The 16976-nt window shown below is 31.5% G+C and carries 18 protein-coding genes and 1 tRNA gene; 8 read left to right on the plus strand and 11 right to left on the minus strand.

All coding sequences use genetic code 11. The annotated features are described in order from the left end of the window. Positions 1-56: 56 nt before the first annotated feature. The 3 genes from ACVC08_RS18355 to ACVC08_RS18365 form a co-directional block, all read right to left on the minus strand. Positions 57-245, minus strand: coding sequence for a hypothetical protein (locus tag ACVC08_RS18355; RefSeq protein ID WP_452603151.1), 189 nt, complete (start codon positions 243-245; stop codon positions 57-59). 95 nt (positions 246-340) lie between these two features. After that, positions 341-1945 carry an FAD-binding protein gene (locus tag ACVC08_RS18360; RefSeq protein WP_452603152.1) on the minus strand — a complete coding sequence of 535 codons (1605 nt, stop codon included), beginning with the start codon at positions 1943-1945 and terminating at the stop codon, positions 341-343. A gap of 6 nt (positions 1946-1951) precedes the next feature. Then, positions 1952-2314: a hypothetical protein gene (locus ACVC08_RS18365; RefSeq protein WP_452596502.1), complete on the minus strand. Its 363-nt coding sequence runs from the start codon at positions 2312-2314 to the stop codon at positions 1952-1954. Between the two features lie 387 nt (positions 2315-2701). On the opposite strand from ACVC08_RS18365, the gene ACVC08_RS18370 reads away from it, so the two are divergent. The 5 genes from ACVC08_RS18370 to ACVC08_RS18390 all read left to right on the plus strand — a co-directional run bounded on the left by ACVC08_RS18370 (position 2702) and on the right by ACVC08_RS18390 (position 7773). Beyond that, positions 2702-3493: a hypothetical protein gene (locus ACVC08_RS18370; RefSeq protein WP_452603153.1), complete on the plus strand. Its 792-nt coding sequence runs from the start codon at positions 2702-2704 to the stop codon at positions 3491-3493. A 199-nt stretch (positions 3494-3692) separates the two neighbouring features. Continuing rightward, positions 3693-4475 carry a DUF3108 domain-containing protein gene (locus ACVC08_RS18375; RefSeq protein WP_452603154.1) on the plus strand — a complete coding sequence of 261 codons (783 nt, stop codon included), beginning with the start codon at positions 3693-3695 and terminating at the stop codon, positions 4473-4475. A gap of 26 nt (positions 4476-4501) precedes the next feature. Then, complete coding sequence (locus tag ACVC08_RS18380; RefSeq protein WP_452603155.1) at positions 4502-4843, plus strand: FUSC family protein; 342 nt, start codon at positions 4502-4504, stop codon at positions 4841-4843. Positions 4844-5002: 159 nt separating this feature from the next. After that, complete coding sequence (locus ACVC08_RS18385; protein WP_452603156.1) at positions 5003-6037, plus strand: M28 family peptidase; 1035 nt, start codon at positions 5003-5005, stop codon at positions 6035-6037. Positions 6038-6222: 185 nt separating this feature from the next. Next, the gene (locus ACVC08_RS18390; protein WP_452603157.1) at positions 6223-7773 is read left to right on the plus strand and encodes a M28 family peptidase; all 1551 of its coding nucleotides are present in this window, start codon (positions 6223-6225) and stop codon (positions 7771-7773) included. Positions 7774-7852: 79 nt separating this feature from the next. On the opposite strand, the gene ACVC08_RS18395 is transcribed toward ACVC08_RS18390, so the two are convergent. Further along, positions 7853-8128 (minus strand): hypothetical protein, encoded by a 276-nt coding sequence (locus tag ACVC08_RS18395; protein ID WP_452603158.1) that lies wholly within the window; start codon positions 8126-8128, stop codon positions 7853-7855. Positions 8129-8784: 656 nt separating this feature from the next. On the opposite strand from ACVC08_RS18395, the gene ACVC08_RS18400 reads away from it, so the two are divergent. The 3 genes from ACVC08_RS18400 to ACVC08_RS18410 all read left to right on the plus strand — a co-directional run bounded on the left by ACVC08_RS18400 (position 8785) and on the right by ACVC08_RS18410 (position 11877). Further along, positions 8785-9216, plus strand: coding sequence for a hypothetical protein (locus ACVC08_RS18400; RefSeq protein WP_452603159.1), 432 nt, complete (start codon positions 8785-8787; stop codon positions 9214-9216). 499 nt (positions 9217-9715) lie between these two features. Continuing rightward, positions 9716-10366 (plus strand): hypothetical protein, encoded by a 651-nt coding sequence (locus ACVC08_RS18405; protein ID WP_452603160.1) that lies wholly within the window; start codon positions 9716-9718, stop codon positions 10364-10366. A gap of 200 nt (positions 10367-10566) precedes the next feature. Continuing rightward, the gene (locus ACVC08_RS18410) at positions 10567-11877 is read left to right on the plus strand and encodes a C1 family peptidase (RefSeq protein ID WP_452598673.1); all 1311 of its coding nucleotides are present in this window, start codon (positions 10567-10569) and stop codon (positions 11875-11877) included. Positions 11878-11885: 8 nt separating this feature from the next. Here the strand turns inward: ACVC08_RS18410 and ACVC08_RS18415 are convergent, their stop codons facing one another. From ACVC08_RS18415 to ACVC08_RS18445, 7 genes are all read right to left on the minus strand, one after another. Next, positions 11886-12038, minus strand: coding sequence for a hypothetical protein (locus ACVC08_RS18415; RefSeq protein ID WP_452598674.1), 153 nt, complete (start codon positions 12036-12038; stop codon positions 11886-11888). 66 nt (positions 12039-12104) lie between these two features. Then, positions 12105-12180: transfer RNA gene (locus ACVC08_RS18420), tRNA-His, on the minus strand. Between the two features lie 99 nt (positions 12181-12279). Then, positions 12280-12996, minus strand: a complete 717-nt coding sequence (gene bshB1 / locus ACVC08_RS18425; protein WP_452603161.1) for a bacillithiol biosynthesis deacetylase BshB1 — start codon at positions 12994-12996, stop codon at positions 12280-12282. Between the two features lie 35 nt (positions 12997-13031). Then, on the minus strand, positions 13032-13928 hold the full coding sequence (gene rlmF, locus ACVC08_RS18430; RefSeq protein WP_452603162.1) for a 23S rRNA (adenine(1618)-N(6))-methyltransferase RlmF: 897 nt from the start codon (positions 13926-13928) through the stop codon (positions 13032-13034). A gap of 11 nt (positions 13929-13939) precedes the next feature. After that, the gene (locus ACVC08_RS18435; RefSeq protein ID WP_452603163.1) at positions 13940-15097 is read right to left on the minus strand and encodes a trans-sulfuration enzyme family protein; all 1158 of its coding nucleotides are present in this window, start codon (positions 15095-15097) and stop codon (positions 13940-13942) included. Positions 15098-15249: 152 nt separating this feature from the next. Then, complete coding sequence (locus tag ACVC08_RS18440; protein WP_452598678.1) at positions 15250-15438, minus strand: hypothetical protein; 189 nt, start codon at positions 15436-15438, stop codon at positions 15250-15252. 53 nt (positions 15439-15491) lie between these two features. Further along, complete coding sequence (locus ACVC08_RS18445) at positions 15492-16898, minus strand: MATE family efflux transporter (RefSeq protein WP_452598679.1); 1407 nt, start codon at positions 16896-16898, stop codon at positions 15492-15494. Positions 16899-16976 lie beyond the last annotated feature (78 nt).

A 16976-nucleotide genomic window follows, 5' to 3' on the forward strand; every position in this document is an offset into this window, starting at 1 on the left:
AGTGTTGTTTTGGCCTACAGTAACAACAAATAGTATTGGTTTTAGTCCTTTGTGTTCTAGTAAATGATATCCTTACTTAAAGAAACACTACTTAGTTCTTTTATTTTAGAATAGTTATACGCATTTAATACTTGAGTATTTAATGAGCCTAAAGTTCCTTGTGTATTAACAGAAACTAAAGCCATATCGTAGTCTAATGGCGAATTACTAATTGCCATAGTAACTCCTGTATTGTTTTGGTTCATTGATTAAAGCATATTTAAGTCTTTTTAAAAATATAAAAACCTAATGACATAATTAAACAATAAGGTTTTTATATCTCTAAGCGTAAGAGTATATATTACAGAGACACAATCCAATCATCTGTATTATCAATATCTTTTGTGTGTAAGCCAATGGTTTCTAAAAAATCGTTAGAAAACACCTTTGCCATTTCTGGAGACAATAAGCCATTACGAAAGTTCTTCCATTCTTTAATAGAGGCATCATCGTACATTTCATTTATTAAATTTGGAAATGTCCAATCGCTTGTTTTTCCCCAATGTATTGTAAATGATATATTATGTTGCTTTAAAACTTCAATCATACGCTTAGAAAATTCTGTAATACTCATAATGCGTCTCGTTTTTTTCCAAAGTACACCATCTATTTCTATCATACAGGTTATAGGAAATTTTGTAAATGCTAAAGTGGCTTTAGATTGTTTTACAAATCGCATGGCGAAAATACCAGGTATTGGGCCTTCATCTACCGTTAAATCACCTAGTACTTTCATTGCTTTTGGTGCATCGGTATGATCTATACCAAAAGCACAAGCAAAAGCAGGACCTTGGTATGGTGCATCCCAAAAAATCTCTGGTATTGTTCCTATTAATTCTTCATTAACGGTTGGTAATATTGTTTTTCGTAAACGCCTAACCAACCACGGAATTCGTTTAGGAAACTGCTCTGCAATTTTTACAAACAAATAAATTAAATCTCTGTATAAGGACTCTTTAATTATTGGAAATGGGTCTTCGTATGGTACAACGTAAGGTTTCTTATACATTAATTCTACAACATATTCCGAATCGTCATTATACTGGTTTACAAATATTTTATAATGGTAAGGTCTATTAGGATTACCTTGTGCATCAATCTCACCTGGAATTTTAAAGGTAGAATTTTTAAAATCCATAGTTTTTGCCAACTTTAAGGCAACATGTTTATCTATTTTTTTTACATAACGTTTTAGTAAAAAACGGGGTTCTACTTCTATAACCACACCATGAATAAACCCATAAGATCCTAAACTAACTAATGCTGCATTAAATAACTTATCGTTACGAATTACTCTTGCATTTAACCTTGCTACAAAAGCATTATTTAAAGCCGGCTGTGTATGGCGTTCTAAATAGACATTGTCTTCTGGGTTTGGTCCAGTTATTATATTTAAACCTACTACATAATCTTGAACAGATCCAACATCTAGTGCAGAACCATGAACACCAGTAGATATACAACCTGCAATGGTTTGTCCGTTGCTCGCTCCTGTCGTTTTAAGCGATTTTCCATGAGATGATAATTGTTTAGACACTTCTTTAATAGTATTGCCACATTCAAATAAAAATAAATTTGAAGCTTCAAAAGTTGTATTAGCATGGCAATCGGTCTCTGCAATAGGTAAATGAATATTCATAAACCCATTAAAATGCATGCTATCTTTATGATGGGCTATATTATTCATAGACCATCGCGAACCATAGGCTCTAAAACCTTCTCCATTATTGGCTGCCTCTTGTAATAAGCGTTGTATTTCTATAGCGGCATCATTATACCTATCTATTTTAACAGGAATATTACCATCTCCAGCCAATTCGGTAACATATAACTTCTTTAAAGGGAAAGGACCGTTATTGTGTAACGTATCCCATGATGTTTTTGGGTGTACTATTGTCGTTGCCATAATCGTTTAATTAGAAGGTTTAACACAAACATATTTTACTTTCATTCTTCGCTTTCTACCCAATGTAACAGCACTAAGTAGTACACCTCCAAAGGTGTTTCGGTACTCTACAGTATGCAGTTGTCCCGATTTACATTTTGGCGTTTTCTTTATTAAAAATGTAGGAATCCTTGTTGTTGCCTTAATCGTTAATGTTGTATCTATCTCTACAACACTAACATTACGGTAATCATCTTCACGCTCGCTTACGGGATCTGGTTGTCTTTCTCCTTCTGTATTCATCAAACGAATAGAATAACAAGATTGTAATACTAGAGCCATACAAATAGCTAGAAATACTTTAATTAATTTAGAATGATAACAAAACATGATTTATGGTTTTAATGGATTAATAGTTGAAATGATTACTATTCTTTATAACTCAATATTACAATAGGATTTACCTTGAAACAATACCCAATAGCTTGTATTTTTATAAGTCTGAAAATTAGACAATTACACAAAGTTAATCAAGAGGCAAAACACCCTTTATTATGCAAAAGTTTCCTTCTCAAAAAATATTAAATGCCTAAAAAAATGATGAGAATAGTCTAGTAAATCCTATGCCTTTTGTTCCTAAAACCAATAAAAAAAGGGGGGGTAGAAGCATTCTTAAAGATTTGTTAAAATCAAGTCTTGATATACTTTTCTTTTTCATATATTAGCCAACATTATTAAAAAATCTTAACATTAATTATAAAAACTAATTACTCCCTTATGAGAAAACCTACTTTGTTTAAATTAGTAATGTCGATTGCCCTTTTATCTTTTATTTCAGGATTCGCACAAGACAAACCAGTTACACAATTATTAAAAACGTACATTAAAGCGACTAATAATTTAGAAGCAGATCAAAATCCAGATAACATTATGATGTTATTAGATAAAAATTATCAAAATAACACAGCTTATATTGGATTAACAGGAGCTTTACATAGAACTTCTACAACTTATGGTCAATTTGCAGAGCAAATAGCTGAAGACATTAAAAACCATAATTATAATTTTACAATGGCTTTAGATAAAACAGTATACGAATCTCAGAAAGATGCTTCTGGTACTGTATCTGCTTTAATTAATTTTGAATCTAAAATTGATGGAAAAGTTGCCGAAAAAGGAACTATATTAATGAATATAGTAGCTACAAAGTCTCAAGGCGAGTGGAAAATAACACAAAACAATACAGTAAGAGTCTCTGAAGAAAGCGAAATTGGGAACTGCGTTTGCTACTTATTCTCTAAAGGAAAATCATTTTTTAATGCCGAAACATATTACCCAGCAGGTGTAAAATATGAAAGAGAATATAAGTCTTACAGAGTGAGCATAAAAGATGGTAAACGTACTATTGTAAATAGAGGAAATAATGATAGAACATTTACATGGGCAGATAACGGAGATGTTTTAGATGGAGGACGTAAAATAGGTACAGCTGTAACACCAGATGAAGCTGTACAAGCAGTATTAACTTTTGTATACGGAAAAACATGTACAAAAATTAACTTTAGCTAAATCTCAAATAGTATTACAATATATTATTGTTAAAAAAACCGTAAATGAAATCATTTACGGTTTTTTTATATCTAAACATCTGTATACAATACCATAATTACCCCTCTCTAATATTTTATTTAAAATTTTATTTTCTGTCACACAATACTTCGGCATAATTAATGTTTGTATTCTTATCTTTGAACCTTAAATATAAAATATGAAGTCATTTTTTTCAATACTATTATTCGGTTTTGCATTTATAGTTAGTGCGCAAAATAATGCTTTCCAGTCTGGAGAAAAGCTTGTTTTTACGGCATCATACAACATGTCTGGCTTAATGACTGATATAGCACAGATAAGCATGGAAGCAAATAATGTAAAAACTAAAAGTGGTACATTATTACATTTAAAATGTGCTGCTACTACTTATAAAAAATGGGATAACTTCTTTAAAGTTAGAGATTTATACGAAAGTTTTGTAAACCCAAAAACCGTAACACCATATTTGTACAAAAGGGAAATTAGTGAAGGTGGGTATTACAAATACGTCAAATATAATTTTAAACATAAAAGTAGAACTGTAAAAAGTTTAATCCGTAAAAAAAGTAAAAATTTTGAATCTGGTTTTTGGGATCGTAATAACACCCTAAAAATAAAATCTGGAACAAGAGATATAGTATCCACAATTTATTATTTAAGAAGTTTAGATATTAAAAAAGCGCCTGTAGGTGCTAGTGATACATTTACTGTATTGTTCGATAATAAAGAAACAAAATTCTCTTTTACATACGTAAAAAAAGAAACTATTAATACCGCAATAGGGCCTAAAGAGTGCTACAAATTAAAAATTGGTGTTGCCAATAATGTTTTAAAAGGGAGCAATAGTAACTTTTTATGGCTAACAGCAGACGAGAATAAAATACCAGTTTTTGCAAAATTTAAGGTAGCCATAGGTAATGGTGAGTTAAAAATAAAATCGGCAACAGGCCTAAAAAACTAATACTTACTAGCAAATAATATAAACTAATGAAAAAACTTTTTATCATTTTAGGGGTCATCACTGGTGTTTTAGCAGTTGTATTATCCGTATTACCAACATTTAAACTAGCTTTTATACCTGCTACTTTAACGTTTATTTTTGGGCTACTAGCTTTTTGGAAAGCTAAAAAAGAAAGTGGTGCAAAACATACTGTGCAACTTATATTTTTATTTAGCATTATAGCCCTATCTCTAGCCACTTATAAAACTATTTTTGAAACTAATGAAGTTGGAGATATAGAGCAATTAGAAAAGCGAGAAGAAAAGTCTTTAGAGAATTCTATAGAAGAATTAGACGAGGAGCTAGAAGATATAGACATTGATGAATAATCTTTAGGTTGTATTCATGTATAGATAATAAAATAGTTTTATTACTAAACATTAATTTCTATTCGGGAATACTATTTAAAACGATTTCATATCTTTGGTTAAAATAATAACTACTGTAATAGTATATTATTATCCCTAACTGAAGACACAATACAATACATGAAATCTTTTTTAATACTTTCTGCATTTGCGTTAGTAGGCTCCTGTGCAACAACTAAGTATAGTACAAAAATTAAAAACTTAAAGAATAGTATAACCATAAACGATAGTACATTAATTGCTAAATATGCTAATACTATTACTGTAAAAGAACTAGAAGAAAACTTATATCAATTTGCTTCAAAAGATTTTGAAGGCCGAAAAACAGGGCAAGAAGGTCAAAGAAAAGCCACTCGTTTTTTAAAGGCATATTACGAAAGAGAACAAATAGCCCCTGCTCTATCCTCTTCATACTTTCAGCATATTCCTTCGCAATTTCTTCCTGAGGGTGCTGGAAAATCTGAAAATGTTTTAGCCTATATTAAAGGATCAGAAAAACCTGAAGAATTACTTATAATATCTGGGCATTTAGATCATTTAGGAGTTAAAAATGATACTATTCATTTTGGTGCAGACGATAATGGTTCTGGCTCTGTTGCTATTTTAGAAATAGCTCAAGCCTTTAAATTAGCAGCAAAAGATGGATATGGTCCCAAACGTAGTGTCTTATTTTTACACCTAACAGCAGAAGAAATAGGTTTATATGGTTCTAACTATTATATAGAGAATCCAGCTTTTCCTTTAGAAAATACCATTGCTAATTTAAATATAGACATGATAGGTCGTGTAGACCCAAAACATACTAATACCCCAAATTATATATATCTCATAGGCTCTGACCGTATTAGTAAGGAGGTTCATTATATTTCAGAAAAAGTAAATAATACCTTCTTTAATTTAGAGCTAGACTATACCTACAATGCAGAAGACGACCCTAATCGTTATTATTACAGATCCGATCACTATAACTTTGCACAACAAGACATTCCAGTAATCTTTTATTTTAATGGAGAACATAGCGATTATCATAAACCTACAGATACACCAGATAAAATAGCTTATAGTCTATTGCAAAAACGTACACAGTTTATTTTTGCTACTGCATGGCAGCTCGCAAACCAAGAAAATAGACCCATTAATAATGCTGCACTTTAAGGTGTTAAAAAGTGTTAAACACAATCGTTTAACCGCTTATTTTCTTGTATTTTTACGGCAACCATTTTTACTAATTAATACCAAAAATCAATTATCTAAAAACAAATAGGATAATTGTTCCTGTTATATTTTGTTATAATTATTTACAATACAACAGGTAACCATTTTAAAATGACATTAAATTTATGAAAAAAGGATTATCTCTTTTTGCTTTAGCTCTATTAGTTGTTGCCTGTGGTACATCTAACAAAACCGCTAGCAAGAAAGCCGTTGCAAATCCTGCGGATTATGCAAACACAATTACTCAAGAAGATCTTAAAACAGCATTATACAAATATGCATCAGATGAGTTTCAAGGTCGAGAAACTGGTGAGCCAGGCCAAAAAATGGCGGTTGACTTTTTGAAAGACCATTATATTAAATATGGTATTCCTGCTGCTAAAAAAGATGGCGATTATTTTCAAAATGTACCATTAGAAGTTATGTCGCCTCCAGAGGTTACCATCACAGCAAATAATAAAACATTTACAGCTACAGACCATATTGTGTCTGTTGGCGGAGGAGAAACAGGTAAACTATCTGCAAAAGATATTGTATACGCAAGTTATGGTATAGAGGATGAAAAATATTCTAACTATACTAACATTGAAGTAAAAGGAAAAATTGTAGTTATAAAAGCTGGTGAGCCAAAAAACGAAGATGGAACTAACTTAATTTCTGGAGAAGCAGGAGATTCTAAATGGTCTAACTTTAGACAGCAGTTTGCTTTAAAAAGAGACATTGCAAAAGAAAAAGGAGCTGTAGCGGTTTTATTTTACTACCCTAGAGTTTTCCCTATGGCAAAAATGCGTTTCGGTACTTCTAGCGGAAGAATGTCTCTAGTAGGGAAAGAAGATAACATGTACTACTTGTTAATTAATGAAGATTTTGCAACAAATATAATTAGCGATATCGACACCAATGATACTCCAAAAGTTATTAATACGCCTATGACCATAGATTTTAAAAAGAAATCTAAGTCTATTTCTTCAGAAAACGTAGCAGCATATATTAAAGGTTCTGAAAAGCCTGATGAAGTTATTGTTATCTCTGCGCATTTAGATCACGAAGGGGTTAAAAATGGAGAAGTATATAATGGTGCAGATGATGATGGTTCTGGTACTGTAGCTGTAGTAGAAATTGCAGAAGCATTTGCTAAAGCTGTAAAAGATGGTAACGGGCCAAAACGTTCTATTTTATTCTTAAATGTTACTGGTGAAGAAAAAGGATTATTAGGCTCTCGCCACTATACAGATAACGACCCTATATTTCCTTTAGCAAATACCGTTGCTAACTTAAATATAGATATGATTGGACGTACCGATCCTAAACGTAAAGAAGGAGACCGTAATTATATTTACTTAATTGGAAGTGATAAATTAAGTACCGATTTACACAATATATCGGAAGCAATGAACCAAAAGTATATGAATATTGAGTTAGATTATACCTTTAATAAAAAGGACGATCCAAATCGTTTTTACTATAGATCTGACCACTATAATTTTGCAAAAAATAACATTCCTGTAATATTCTATTTTAATGGAACTCATGACGACTATCACCAACCTGGAGATACACCAGACAAAATTGAATACGATTTATTAGAAAATCGTGCACGCTTAGTATTCTATACTGCATGGGAGGTAGCAAATCGTGACGAGCGTATTGTTGTAGATAAAGCTGGAGAAGAATAAATACAAATTATAATATATTAAAATGCCAATCTTATTTATATCTAAAAAAGATTGGCATTTTTAATTTAAGGCTTCAGCATTAGCGTCTCTCATCTGCTTTTCCTTTTGGGCGCTGAGTATTTGTTGCTTTTGGCTTCGTTCTCGTCTTTGGAGCATATGCTTTAGCTTCCGAATCGTTTATCTCTTTTAGTTGCTTATCTTGGCTTCTATTACTTGGCTGATTTTTAATATACCCTTGCGCTTGAACTTTACTTTTTTTAGCCGATTTTTTCGCCATTGCAGGTTTTCTTTCTTGAGCTGTAGACATACACACAACACCTAACATTAATGCTACTGTTAAAAATACTTTTTTCATAATTATATGTTTTTTAGAATTAATACGAATAAAATTAGATATATAAGTCCCTTTAATAAATACCCAATAAGTAGTATATTTTTAACTATAAAGCTTAATAACAGGTATTTACACGTGTATACATCATATAATTTTTCAATACCTTAGCTCAAAGAGGACAACTTATTATGATAAAATGTCATTCTGTTTTTAAGTTATCAAAAATGAGATTATAAAAATCTTATTGCCCGTTTTGTATCATAATGCATGATGCTGAATTTGTTTCTGCATCGCATAAAAGCTAAAAGCATAGATGTTTCATGGTGAGAACCTAAAGGTAATTTAGGTTAACGGTAGACTTTATGATGGATTACAAATATTCAAAGAAGTTATAATAGTTAACTTAAAAGGGTGTTTTTCCTTTTTTAAATTAGGTATAAATCCTCTAACAAGAGTAGAACAAAATGTAGTTATTTGTATTGTTATTAATCAATCAGTAATGTGCTATTACCAATATTAATACAAAGTGCTCTTTAAATGAAACATACATTAAGTACAATGGTACCTCTAAAAAGAAACATTTAAACAGCACTTTTTTACACTATAGTTACTCTCCTATTATTACAGGCATATTTTTATTTATATTTGATAAATTGCTTTTATAATTAATCCTCTATATGTCTAATTTTTTTGATTCTATTACATTTCCAGATGGCTCCCCAGTTTTTGAAAGCAGAAATGATAGCATTAATGTTTTTGGCATTACAATGAAAATGCTACACTTTTGTATTATTTTCTATCTATACTTTTTATTCCTGGTCTTTATTTGGGGTTTTATTAGCAATAGCCCATTACTTATCTCAGGTATTGTTGTAATGATTCCTATATTTATAGCTGACTATTTTAGGCCATCCAAAAAATTATATAAACTGCTTATTATTAGTTGTGGCTTTATGTCTATAAGTATTTATTTATTGTTTTTACCAGACGATACTTCTAAAATTTCACATTACTTAGTCTTTGGTTTATTCTTTTATTTACGATGGCTTAGGGTAAAGCATTTAATAACATTTTATCCACACAAGGAAAAATACTTCTGGAATAGATAAGCACAATAACAAACTAAAAAACAACGATCTACAATTAAAATTAGCTAAAAAAATATACGTAGATCTACGTATTGTATATGCCGTTTGTATTCTATAATTTTGTACGTATGAATAATAAACCATTTAAAAAGAGTCTATTTTTAAAACACCTTTCAAGGTGGGAAATTATATTATTACCAATTATTGTTATCGGTGTAATCACTTGTTTTTTAAACTGTTGAAATACACCAATTGTTGACTTTTAAATATTAAGTGTGCCCTTAATATTTTACATTTTATCCATTGAAAACTCAAAAGTATAAAAACTTCTCTCCTAGGGAAGTTTTTTATTTATACTAAATACTTCTAATAAAACAGGCGCTTATGGTTTTCCATAAGGTTTGTGGTTTTGATAGCAGTAGGTTTGTGAGAGTGTTTAAAAATATAATGGAAATAAACATAACTTATTGTTTTTATACGCTAGTTGTCCATAATTTGAATAACCATTAAAATAAATATTATGAAAAAAACATTACTAATCTTTCTTGTATCAATTTTGACTTTTTCTTGTTCAACACCTCTTGATAAAAAATATAGTGAAGAAACATTTGAAACTGATGCTAAAGAAATTAAAGAAAGTGGAAAATTATCAGAAGAAGACGCATTAATTATGGTAGGATGGATAATGCGTTCTAAACTTAAAGGAGAACATTTAGAAGGAAAAACCTACAATGAAATAATCAAAGAAGCAAAAGATTATAAAAAGGAGCAAGAATTATTAACTAAAAAAGTAAAATTAGAAGAAGAAGAAAAAAGACAAAGACTCAGCTCTGCATTAACTGTTGCTATGTACGACAAAGGTTTTGAGAAATATGATTATCAAGAATATCTGACCTATAGTTTGGCATTTGAGAATAAAACTGAAAAAGATATTCGTGCATTTAAAGGTTCTATTTCAATACAAGACTTATTTGATACAGAAATTAAATCTATAAACCTTACAATTGATGACCCAATTAAAGCAGGCGAAACTTTCAAAGGAACTTATACGTCAGATTACAACCAATTTAGAGATGAAGACACTCGATTAAAAAGTAAAGATATGGACGACTTGAAAGTCGTATGGACACCCGAAAAAATAATATTTACGGATGGGACAACATTGGAATAAAAACGATGCACAACAATGGTTATAAAAAAATACGTAGATCTACGTATTTTTTTTGGTCTTTAACTTTCTTAATTTGTAAGCGTGTATTGTTAAACTCATTTTTTAGCTTCATTTAATTAGTTATTCAAAAAAAACAGAACAGAAAATAATAAACATATTATCTATTCATAACTATATATCTAACTAAAAACTATAAACCCATGAAAAAAGAAGCCTTAATTTTATTCGCTATTTTATGCTGTTCGTATGTTTTATCTGCTCAAAATGGTACAGGATTAATCTTTATAGAAGAAGAAGATTATAAAGACATTCCACTTGCTACTTCTGCAATGATGGGCACACTACCTTCTACAGTAGATTTATCTTCATGGTTTCCTACACCTGGAAACCAAGGGCAACAATCTTCATGTGTAGGTTGGGCTGTTGCATACGGATTAAAAACGTATCAAGAGGCCAGAGAAAGAAATATAAAACCCATAACAAATAATCAAATTTATAGTCCTTCTTTTATCTATAATCAAATAAAATTAGGAAATTGTGGAAGTGGCTCTAATATAGTACAAGCTTTAAATTTACTAAAGTCCAATGGTGTTTCTACTATTAATGACTTTCCTTACAACCAATTAGATTGTTATTCTATTCCCAATGCAACTGTTAAACAGAGAGCTAAAAATTATGCTATAGCCGAATGGAGACGCGTTGATTTTAAAGATGATATTGAAGTAAAAAGTCAATTGAACTCTGGATTCCCTGTTGTTATTGGTATGCGAGTAGATCAAGGGTTTCAAAACTTAGGGTTTAATCAAATTTACACAGGGCCTAGTGGCCTAGAAAAAGGTGGACATGCTATGGTTGTAACTGGTTATGATGATTCTAAACAGGCTTATAAAGTTTTAAACTCATGGGGTACCAGCTTTGGAACTAACGGTTATGCTTGGATTTCATATTATGCCTTTAAATCTAGAGTAAAAGAAGCCTATACCTCTCAAGACATTGTAATTAATAACCCTAATGCTGTAATTACTATTAAAAAACAGGATGAGATTAACACCAATGTAACAATTCCTCCTCCAATTCCTCCTAGCGCCCTTTTTGCAAATGCAGTTTTAAATAAGCCGTTAGTAATGCATAATCAAACCATTAACACACCTATAGGTAGCCAATTAGGTATGATTATTAATGTTCCTGGAACTATTTTTAACGGTAAGGGAACTCATTTTCAATTAGTTATTAGATTTTACATGCAAAATGGCACCCCTCTTTATGCTAATATTAATGAAAAAAACTATAGAGATGCTCACGGACTGGTAGCCTCTGGTACTCTTAGAGATCAAGTATATGTAGATCCTGCTGCATTGGGTAATTACCGTATTTACATCCCTTATTATGCCTTAAATTTTAAACCTACCAATGGCAATATGTCGTACAATGTTAATGTGCAAGCAACATTATATATGAATGAATTTGAAAAGGCTAAATCTGCAATGACGCCTATGGTTATTAGGTGGTAAAAAAGTAACTACTTATAATCTAAAGAATCATCATCGTCATCAAAGAAAGCGTCTAACTCCTTTTTAATATCTTTATTGGTTTCCTTTTTTATACTTTTTAAATACCAATATAATACAAAAGGGATTACGCCTAAAACAGTAGTAATTATTAAAAACAACATAATAGTAAATATAAAATATGTGTATACAAAAAAAGCTTCTCTTAATAAGAGAAGCTTTTTACTTTTGGGTGGAAGACCGGATTCGAACCGGCGACCCTCGGTACCACAAACCGATGCTCTAACCAACTGAGCTACAACCACCGTGTAACATTATTGCTAATGCGAGTGCAAATGTAAAAGAATTAATAGTTTCTACAAAGACTTTTTTTAAAATTTTTAAATATTTTTTTCGTTGTTTTTCTTATTTCAGATCGAATAAACTATCTACGGCAACGTAACGTTCTACAGTAAAGCCTTCTGCGTGTTCAACGCCTACTAAACGGCCTAATTCTCTTGCGCGATAATTTATGCTATCTGTGAAATTTTTACTTGTAATTGGCGTTTCTGGCTCCTTACTATTGGGGTCGAAAAATTGTGTTTTGTATGCGAATACAGATTCCATTTTTTTATCTATATATCCTGAGATATCTACAACAAAATCGGGCGTCAAATCTTTCCATTGTATATAATGGTAAACCGTTTTGGGTCTCCACTTATCTTGCAGTTTGCCTTCTATTTCGGTTTCAATTTTTACTAACCCGCTTAAAAAGCAAGCATCGCTTACTAACTTACTTCCTCTACCGTGATCTATATGTCTATCGTCTACAGCATTACAGATAACTATTTCTGGCTGATACTTTCGTATCATTTTAATAACTTCTAATTGATGTGTTTTATCATTAACAAAAAAACCATCTGCAAAGCCTAAATTTTCTCTTACGGAAACCCCTAATATTTTTGAGGCATTAGCCGCTTCTTCAAATCTAGTAAACTCGGTTCCTCTTGTTCCTAACTCACCTTTGGTTAAATCTACTATTCCAACTTTTTTTCCTTCTGCTACCGCTTTAGCTACCGTTCCTCCTGCTCCTAACTCTACATCGTCTGGGTGCGCACCAAATGCTAATATATCTAATTTCATAAATCGTTTTTTATAATTCCGTAAAAACGGGTGTTTTATTCGTTTTTAACCCAAGTTTTCTGTTCTTTTTCTGTTAAAAAAGTCCAAGCTATTATTCTGCTTTTTTTATTGCCTTGTAACATATCTATTGTTTTTATAACTGTAGCTCCAAGTTTTTTAAGCGATTTCTGCATCGACTTTATGTTATCTTTATTAGAGACTAAACTAGTATACCAAAAACAATTGGTTTTATGCAAACTGCTTTCGTACAAATAAGTGTGTAAAAAGGCTTTTTCACCTCCTTTATACCATAGTTCTTGAGATTGTCCTGCAAAATTTCTTACTACTTTGTCTGTTTGTTTCCCTAAACCTTTCAATTTTCTTGTTGTTGCCGCTATAGCTTCTGTTTCACTTTTATAAAAAGGCGGGTTACATAGTGTTACAGCAAAACGATCTGTTTTAGTTAAAATACCATTAAAAATGTTATTGTCGTTATGTTGCTGTCTAAAAGTAATTACTTTATTTAATGTATTACGTTCTATAATAGTCTTTGCTGTATTAAGTGCTTCTCTATTAACTTCTGCTCCTACAAAATTCCAGTTATACGTTTTATGTCCTAATAACGGATATATACAATTTGCTCCTGTGCCAATATCTAATACGGTTATATTATTTGTTATTCTAGATTGGTTTAATAAATCATTAATATAGTGTATATAGTCTACTCGTCCAGGAATAGCTGGGCATAAGTTGGCATCAAGAAACTCCCAATAGGTTATATTGTAATACGTTTTTAATAAGGCTGTATTTAAAGCTTTTACGGCTTCTGGCTTAGCAAAATCTATTGTTTCTTTTCCAAATTTATTTGTAAAAACAAAAGGCTCCAATGTTGGATTTTCTGTTTTTAATATATTTAAATCATAACCATTTTTATGCTTATTGTTTTTATGCAAAATATATTTAATTATGAGTTTGTAATTGAACTAATTGCTTGTTCAATATCTGCTTTTAAGTCTCTTACAGTTTCTATTCCTACAGAAAAACGTATTAAACCATCTGTTATGCCTATAGCATTTCTTTCGTCTTGAGACAATAACGCATGAGATGTTTTTGCAGGGTTTAACATTGTGCTTTCTATGCCTGCTAAACTCATAGAAGGTTTTATTAATTTTAAAGCGTTCTGAAACGCTTCAGAGTCTAGATGGTCTTCTAATTCAAAAGATAACATGGCTCCAAATCCACGCATTTGAGATTTTGCTAATTCATGTTGTGGATGGCTTTTTAAACCTGGATAGTATACTTTTTTTATAGCTTCATGGTCGTTTAACCAGCGTGCCATTTTACGTGCGCCCCTTGTTTGTGCTTTTACGCGCAGTCCCATAGTTTTCATACTACGCTCTAACATCCAAACAGTAAGATCACTAAGGCTCCCGCCTAAATTTTTAGAGACATTCCATATAATATCCATATGCGCTTTTGATCCTGCAACAGCTCCAGCACATATATCGCTATGTCCTCCAAAATATTTGGTTGCTGAATGCATTATTAAATCGATTCCAAAATCTGCTGGATTTTGATTTATTGGGCTTGCAAAGGTATTATCTATACTTGTAACGATGTTGTTTGCCTTGGCAAGATCTGCAACCGCTTTAATATCTGTAATAGTTAATAGTGGATTAGATGGCGTCTCTATGTGTATTAATTTGGTATTGGGTTGTAGCGCTGCTTCAAAGTCTTTAATATCATAACCATTTGTAAAGGTGAATTCTATATTTAACTTAGGAAACTCTTCGCGTATAAAATTGCTCGTTCCGCCATACAATGTATTTTGTACAACTATATGATCTCCAGATTTTAAAAATGCTAAAAACATATGACTTATAGCTGCCATACCAGAACCAAAAATCATGGCAGTTTCTGTATGTTCTAAAGCCGCTACTTTTTTCGATAAATATTCCTGATTTGGCGTATTAAAATATCTTGGATATCGTTTAACATCGACATCTAAAAAAGCGTATGATGATGCTAAATATATTGGTGAAACTGCACCATTAAATTGTTCGTCTTTTATTTCTCCTACATGGGAGCAAATAGTGTTTAAACCTAATTCATTTTTACTCATAGGGTAAAGATAAAAAAAGAAGCTCTAAAAATAAGTACCCTAATACGTTAAAGGATTATTAATTTCGCGTATTCTTATTGTAAACACGAATCATAACAACTGCCCATACTACAACGCATAAAAAGACTATAATAGAAAATCGTAATACTATATCATTTGCGTCCATTTTCTACAAGTTTAAAAAATATCATAATACCTAATAAGGTTGGTACCCAAAGGCCTAAAAATATGCCATGTAATTGATCTCCTGTAAGAAACAGGTATTCGGCAACAATAATAATTACTAAGCAGAGTAATAACATAAAGATGCTTCCTGCTCCTAGTTTTTTAATGAAATTCATGAATGGTAATAATTACTTTTTCTAAGATAGGAAAAATTTAATAAGTCTTTTTATTAAACATTTACTGTTTTCCACTTCCCTCGTTTAAACCATAGTATTCCAATAACTGCTATTAATACTTCGGCTAATGTAATTGCCCAAAACACGCCTATTGGTCCATAGTCTAGAATAACTGCAATTAAATAGGCAAATGGGAGTTGAAAAACCCAAAAACATATAAAATTAATATACGTTGGTGTTTTGGTGTCTCCTGCCCCATTAAAGGATTGTATTACCGTCATGCCGTAACCATAAAACACATAACCTGCTGCAATAACACGTAAACATAAACTTCCATATTTAACAACTTCTGGTGTAGTATTAAACAAACTTATTATTTGAGGTGCGAAAACTAAATAAACTACCGAAACAAAGCCCATAAATATAGCATTGTATTTTCCGGTTTTCCACACAGAGGCTTCTGCCCTATCTGGCTGTTTGGCTCCTAGGTTTTGCCCTACTAAAGTGGCAGCGGCATTACTCATTCCCCAAGCCGGCATTATTGTAAACATCATAACGCGAATAGCAATTGTATAACCAGCTAAGACCTCGCTTCCAAACTCGCTCATTATACGCATTAAAAACACCCAACTTGATGTGCCAATTAAAAATTGGCCTATACCTCCTAACGAAACTTTAATAAGGTTAAGCATTATAGTCGCTCTAAGAACTAAGTCTCTAAACTTAATTTTTATTTTGCTGTATCCATAAAAAAGAACAACTAATTGAAAAACGACTGCCGAGCCTCTACCTATTGTTGTGGCTATTGCTGCGCCTTCTACTCCATAAGCTGGAATTGGCCCAAAACCAAAAATAAACATTGGGTCTAAAATTATATTTAAACCGTTAGAAAGTATTAATGTCCACATGGCTATAGAAGCATTTCCTGCACCTCTAAACACCGCATTTATTAAAAAGAGTAACATTATAGTTATGTTACCACCTAATAATACTTTTGTATAACCATAGCCTTCTGCAATAAGATCTGGCTCGGCACCCATTAGCGCTAATATTTCTTTAGGGTATAGTATTCCTATTGCGCTTATTATGCAAGCTATAAGTACACCTAAAAATAGGACTTGTACTGTAGCTTGAGAAGCACCTTTTAAATCTTTTTCACCAACACGTCTTGCTACAACTGCTGTTGCTGCCATACTTAAACCTATAGCTACAGCATACACTAGTGTAATAACGGACTCTGTTAAACCTATTGTGGCTACTGCATTTACACTTACTTTAGAAACATATAATATATCTACTATAGCAAAGATAGATTCCATTAGCATTTCTAAAATCATGGGAACAGACAGCATAAATACTGCTTTTCTAATACTTCCTGAGGTAAAATCCTGATCTTTGCCGCTTAATGCTTGCTTGAAATATTTAAAAAATTGAGTTATGGATAGTTTATTGGATTGCATTTGTTTTTATGTTGTATAATGAGGTATTACCAAATACAATATAATCACTGTATTCGATTCTTAAACGTCGAGGGAGTA

This window comes from Pontimicrobium sp. MEBiC06410 (assembly GCF_053601615.1).

What these genes read in the sequence shown, in the direction of transcription:
- ACVC08_RS18355 (WP_452603151.1), bottom strand. Translation starts at nt 245, where the DNA reads ATGAACCAAAACAATACAGGAGTTACTATGGCAATTAGTAATTCGCCA.
- ACVC08_RS18360 (WP_452603152.1), bottom strand. Translation starts at nt 1,945, where the DNA reads ATGGCAACGACAATAGTACACCCAAAAACATCATGGGATACGTTACAC.
- ACVC08_RS18365 (WP_452596502.1), bottom strand. Translation starts at nt 2,314, where the DNA reads ATGTTTTGTTATCATTCTAAATTAATTAAAGTATTTCTAGCTATTTGT.
- ACVC08_RS18370 (WP_452603153.1), top strand. Translation starts at nt 2,702, where the DNA reads ATGAGAAAACCTACTTTGTTTAAATTAGTAATGTCGATTGCCCTTTTA.
- ACVC08_RS18375 (WP_452603154.1), top strand. Translation starts at nt 3,693, where the DNA reads ATGAAGTCATTTTTTTCAATACTATTATTCGGTTTTGCATTTATAGTT.
- ACVC08_RS18380 (WP_452603155.1), top strand. Translation starts at nt 4,502, where the DNA reads ATGAAAAAACTTTTTATCATTTTAGGGGTCATCACTGGTGTTTTAGCA.
- ACVC08_RS18385 (WP_452603156.1), top strand. Translation starts at nt 5,003, where the DNA reads ATGAAATCTTTTTTAATACTTTCTGCATTTGCGTTAGTAGGCTCCTGT.
- ACVC08_RS18390 (WP_452603157.1), top strand. Translation starts at nt 6,223, where the DNA reads ATGAAAAAAGGATTATCTCTTTTTGCTTTAGCTCTATTAGTTGTTGCC.
- ACVC08_RS18395 (WP_452603158.1), bottom strand. Translation starts at nt 8,128, where the DNA reads ATGAAAAAAGTATTTTTAACAGTAGCATTAATGTTAGGTGTTGTGTGT.
- ACVC08_RS18400 (WP_452603159.1), top strand. Translation starts at nt 8,785, where the DNA reads ATGTCTAATTTTTTTGATTCTATTACATTTCCAGATGGCTCCCCAGTT.
- ACVC08_RS18405 (WP_452603160.1), top strand. Translation starts at nt 9,716, where the DNA reads ATGAAAAAAACATTACTAATCTTTCTTGTATCAATTTTGACTTTTTCT.
- ACVC08_RS18410 (WP_452598673.1), top strand. Translation starts at nt 10,567, where the DNA reads ATGAAAAAAGAAGCCTTAATTTTATTCGCTATTTTATGCTGTTCGTAT.
- ACVC08_RS18415 (WP_452598674.1), bottom strand. Translation starts at nt 12,038, where the DNA reads ATGTTGTTTTTAATAATTACTACTGTTTTAGGCGTAATCCCTTTTGTA.
- bshB1 (WP_452603161.1), bottom strand. Translation starts at nt 12,996, where the DNA reads ATGAAATTAGATATATTAGCATTTGGTGCGCACCCAGACGATGTAGAG.
- ACVC08_RS18435 (WP_452603163.1), bottom strand. Translation starts at nt 15,097, where the DNA reads ATGAGTAAAAATGAATTAGGTTTAAACACTATTTGCTCCCATGTAGGA.
- ACVC08_RS18440 (WP_452598678.1), bottom strand. Translation starts at nt 15,438, where the DNA reads ATGAATTTCATTAAAAAACTAGGAGCAGGAAGCATCTTTATGTTATTA.
- ACVC08_RS18445 (WP_452598679.1), bottom strand. Translation starts at nt 16,898, where the DNA reads ATGCAATCCAATAAACTATCCATAACTCAATTTTTTAAATATTTCAAG.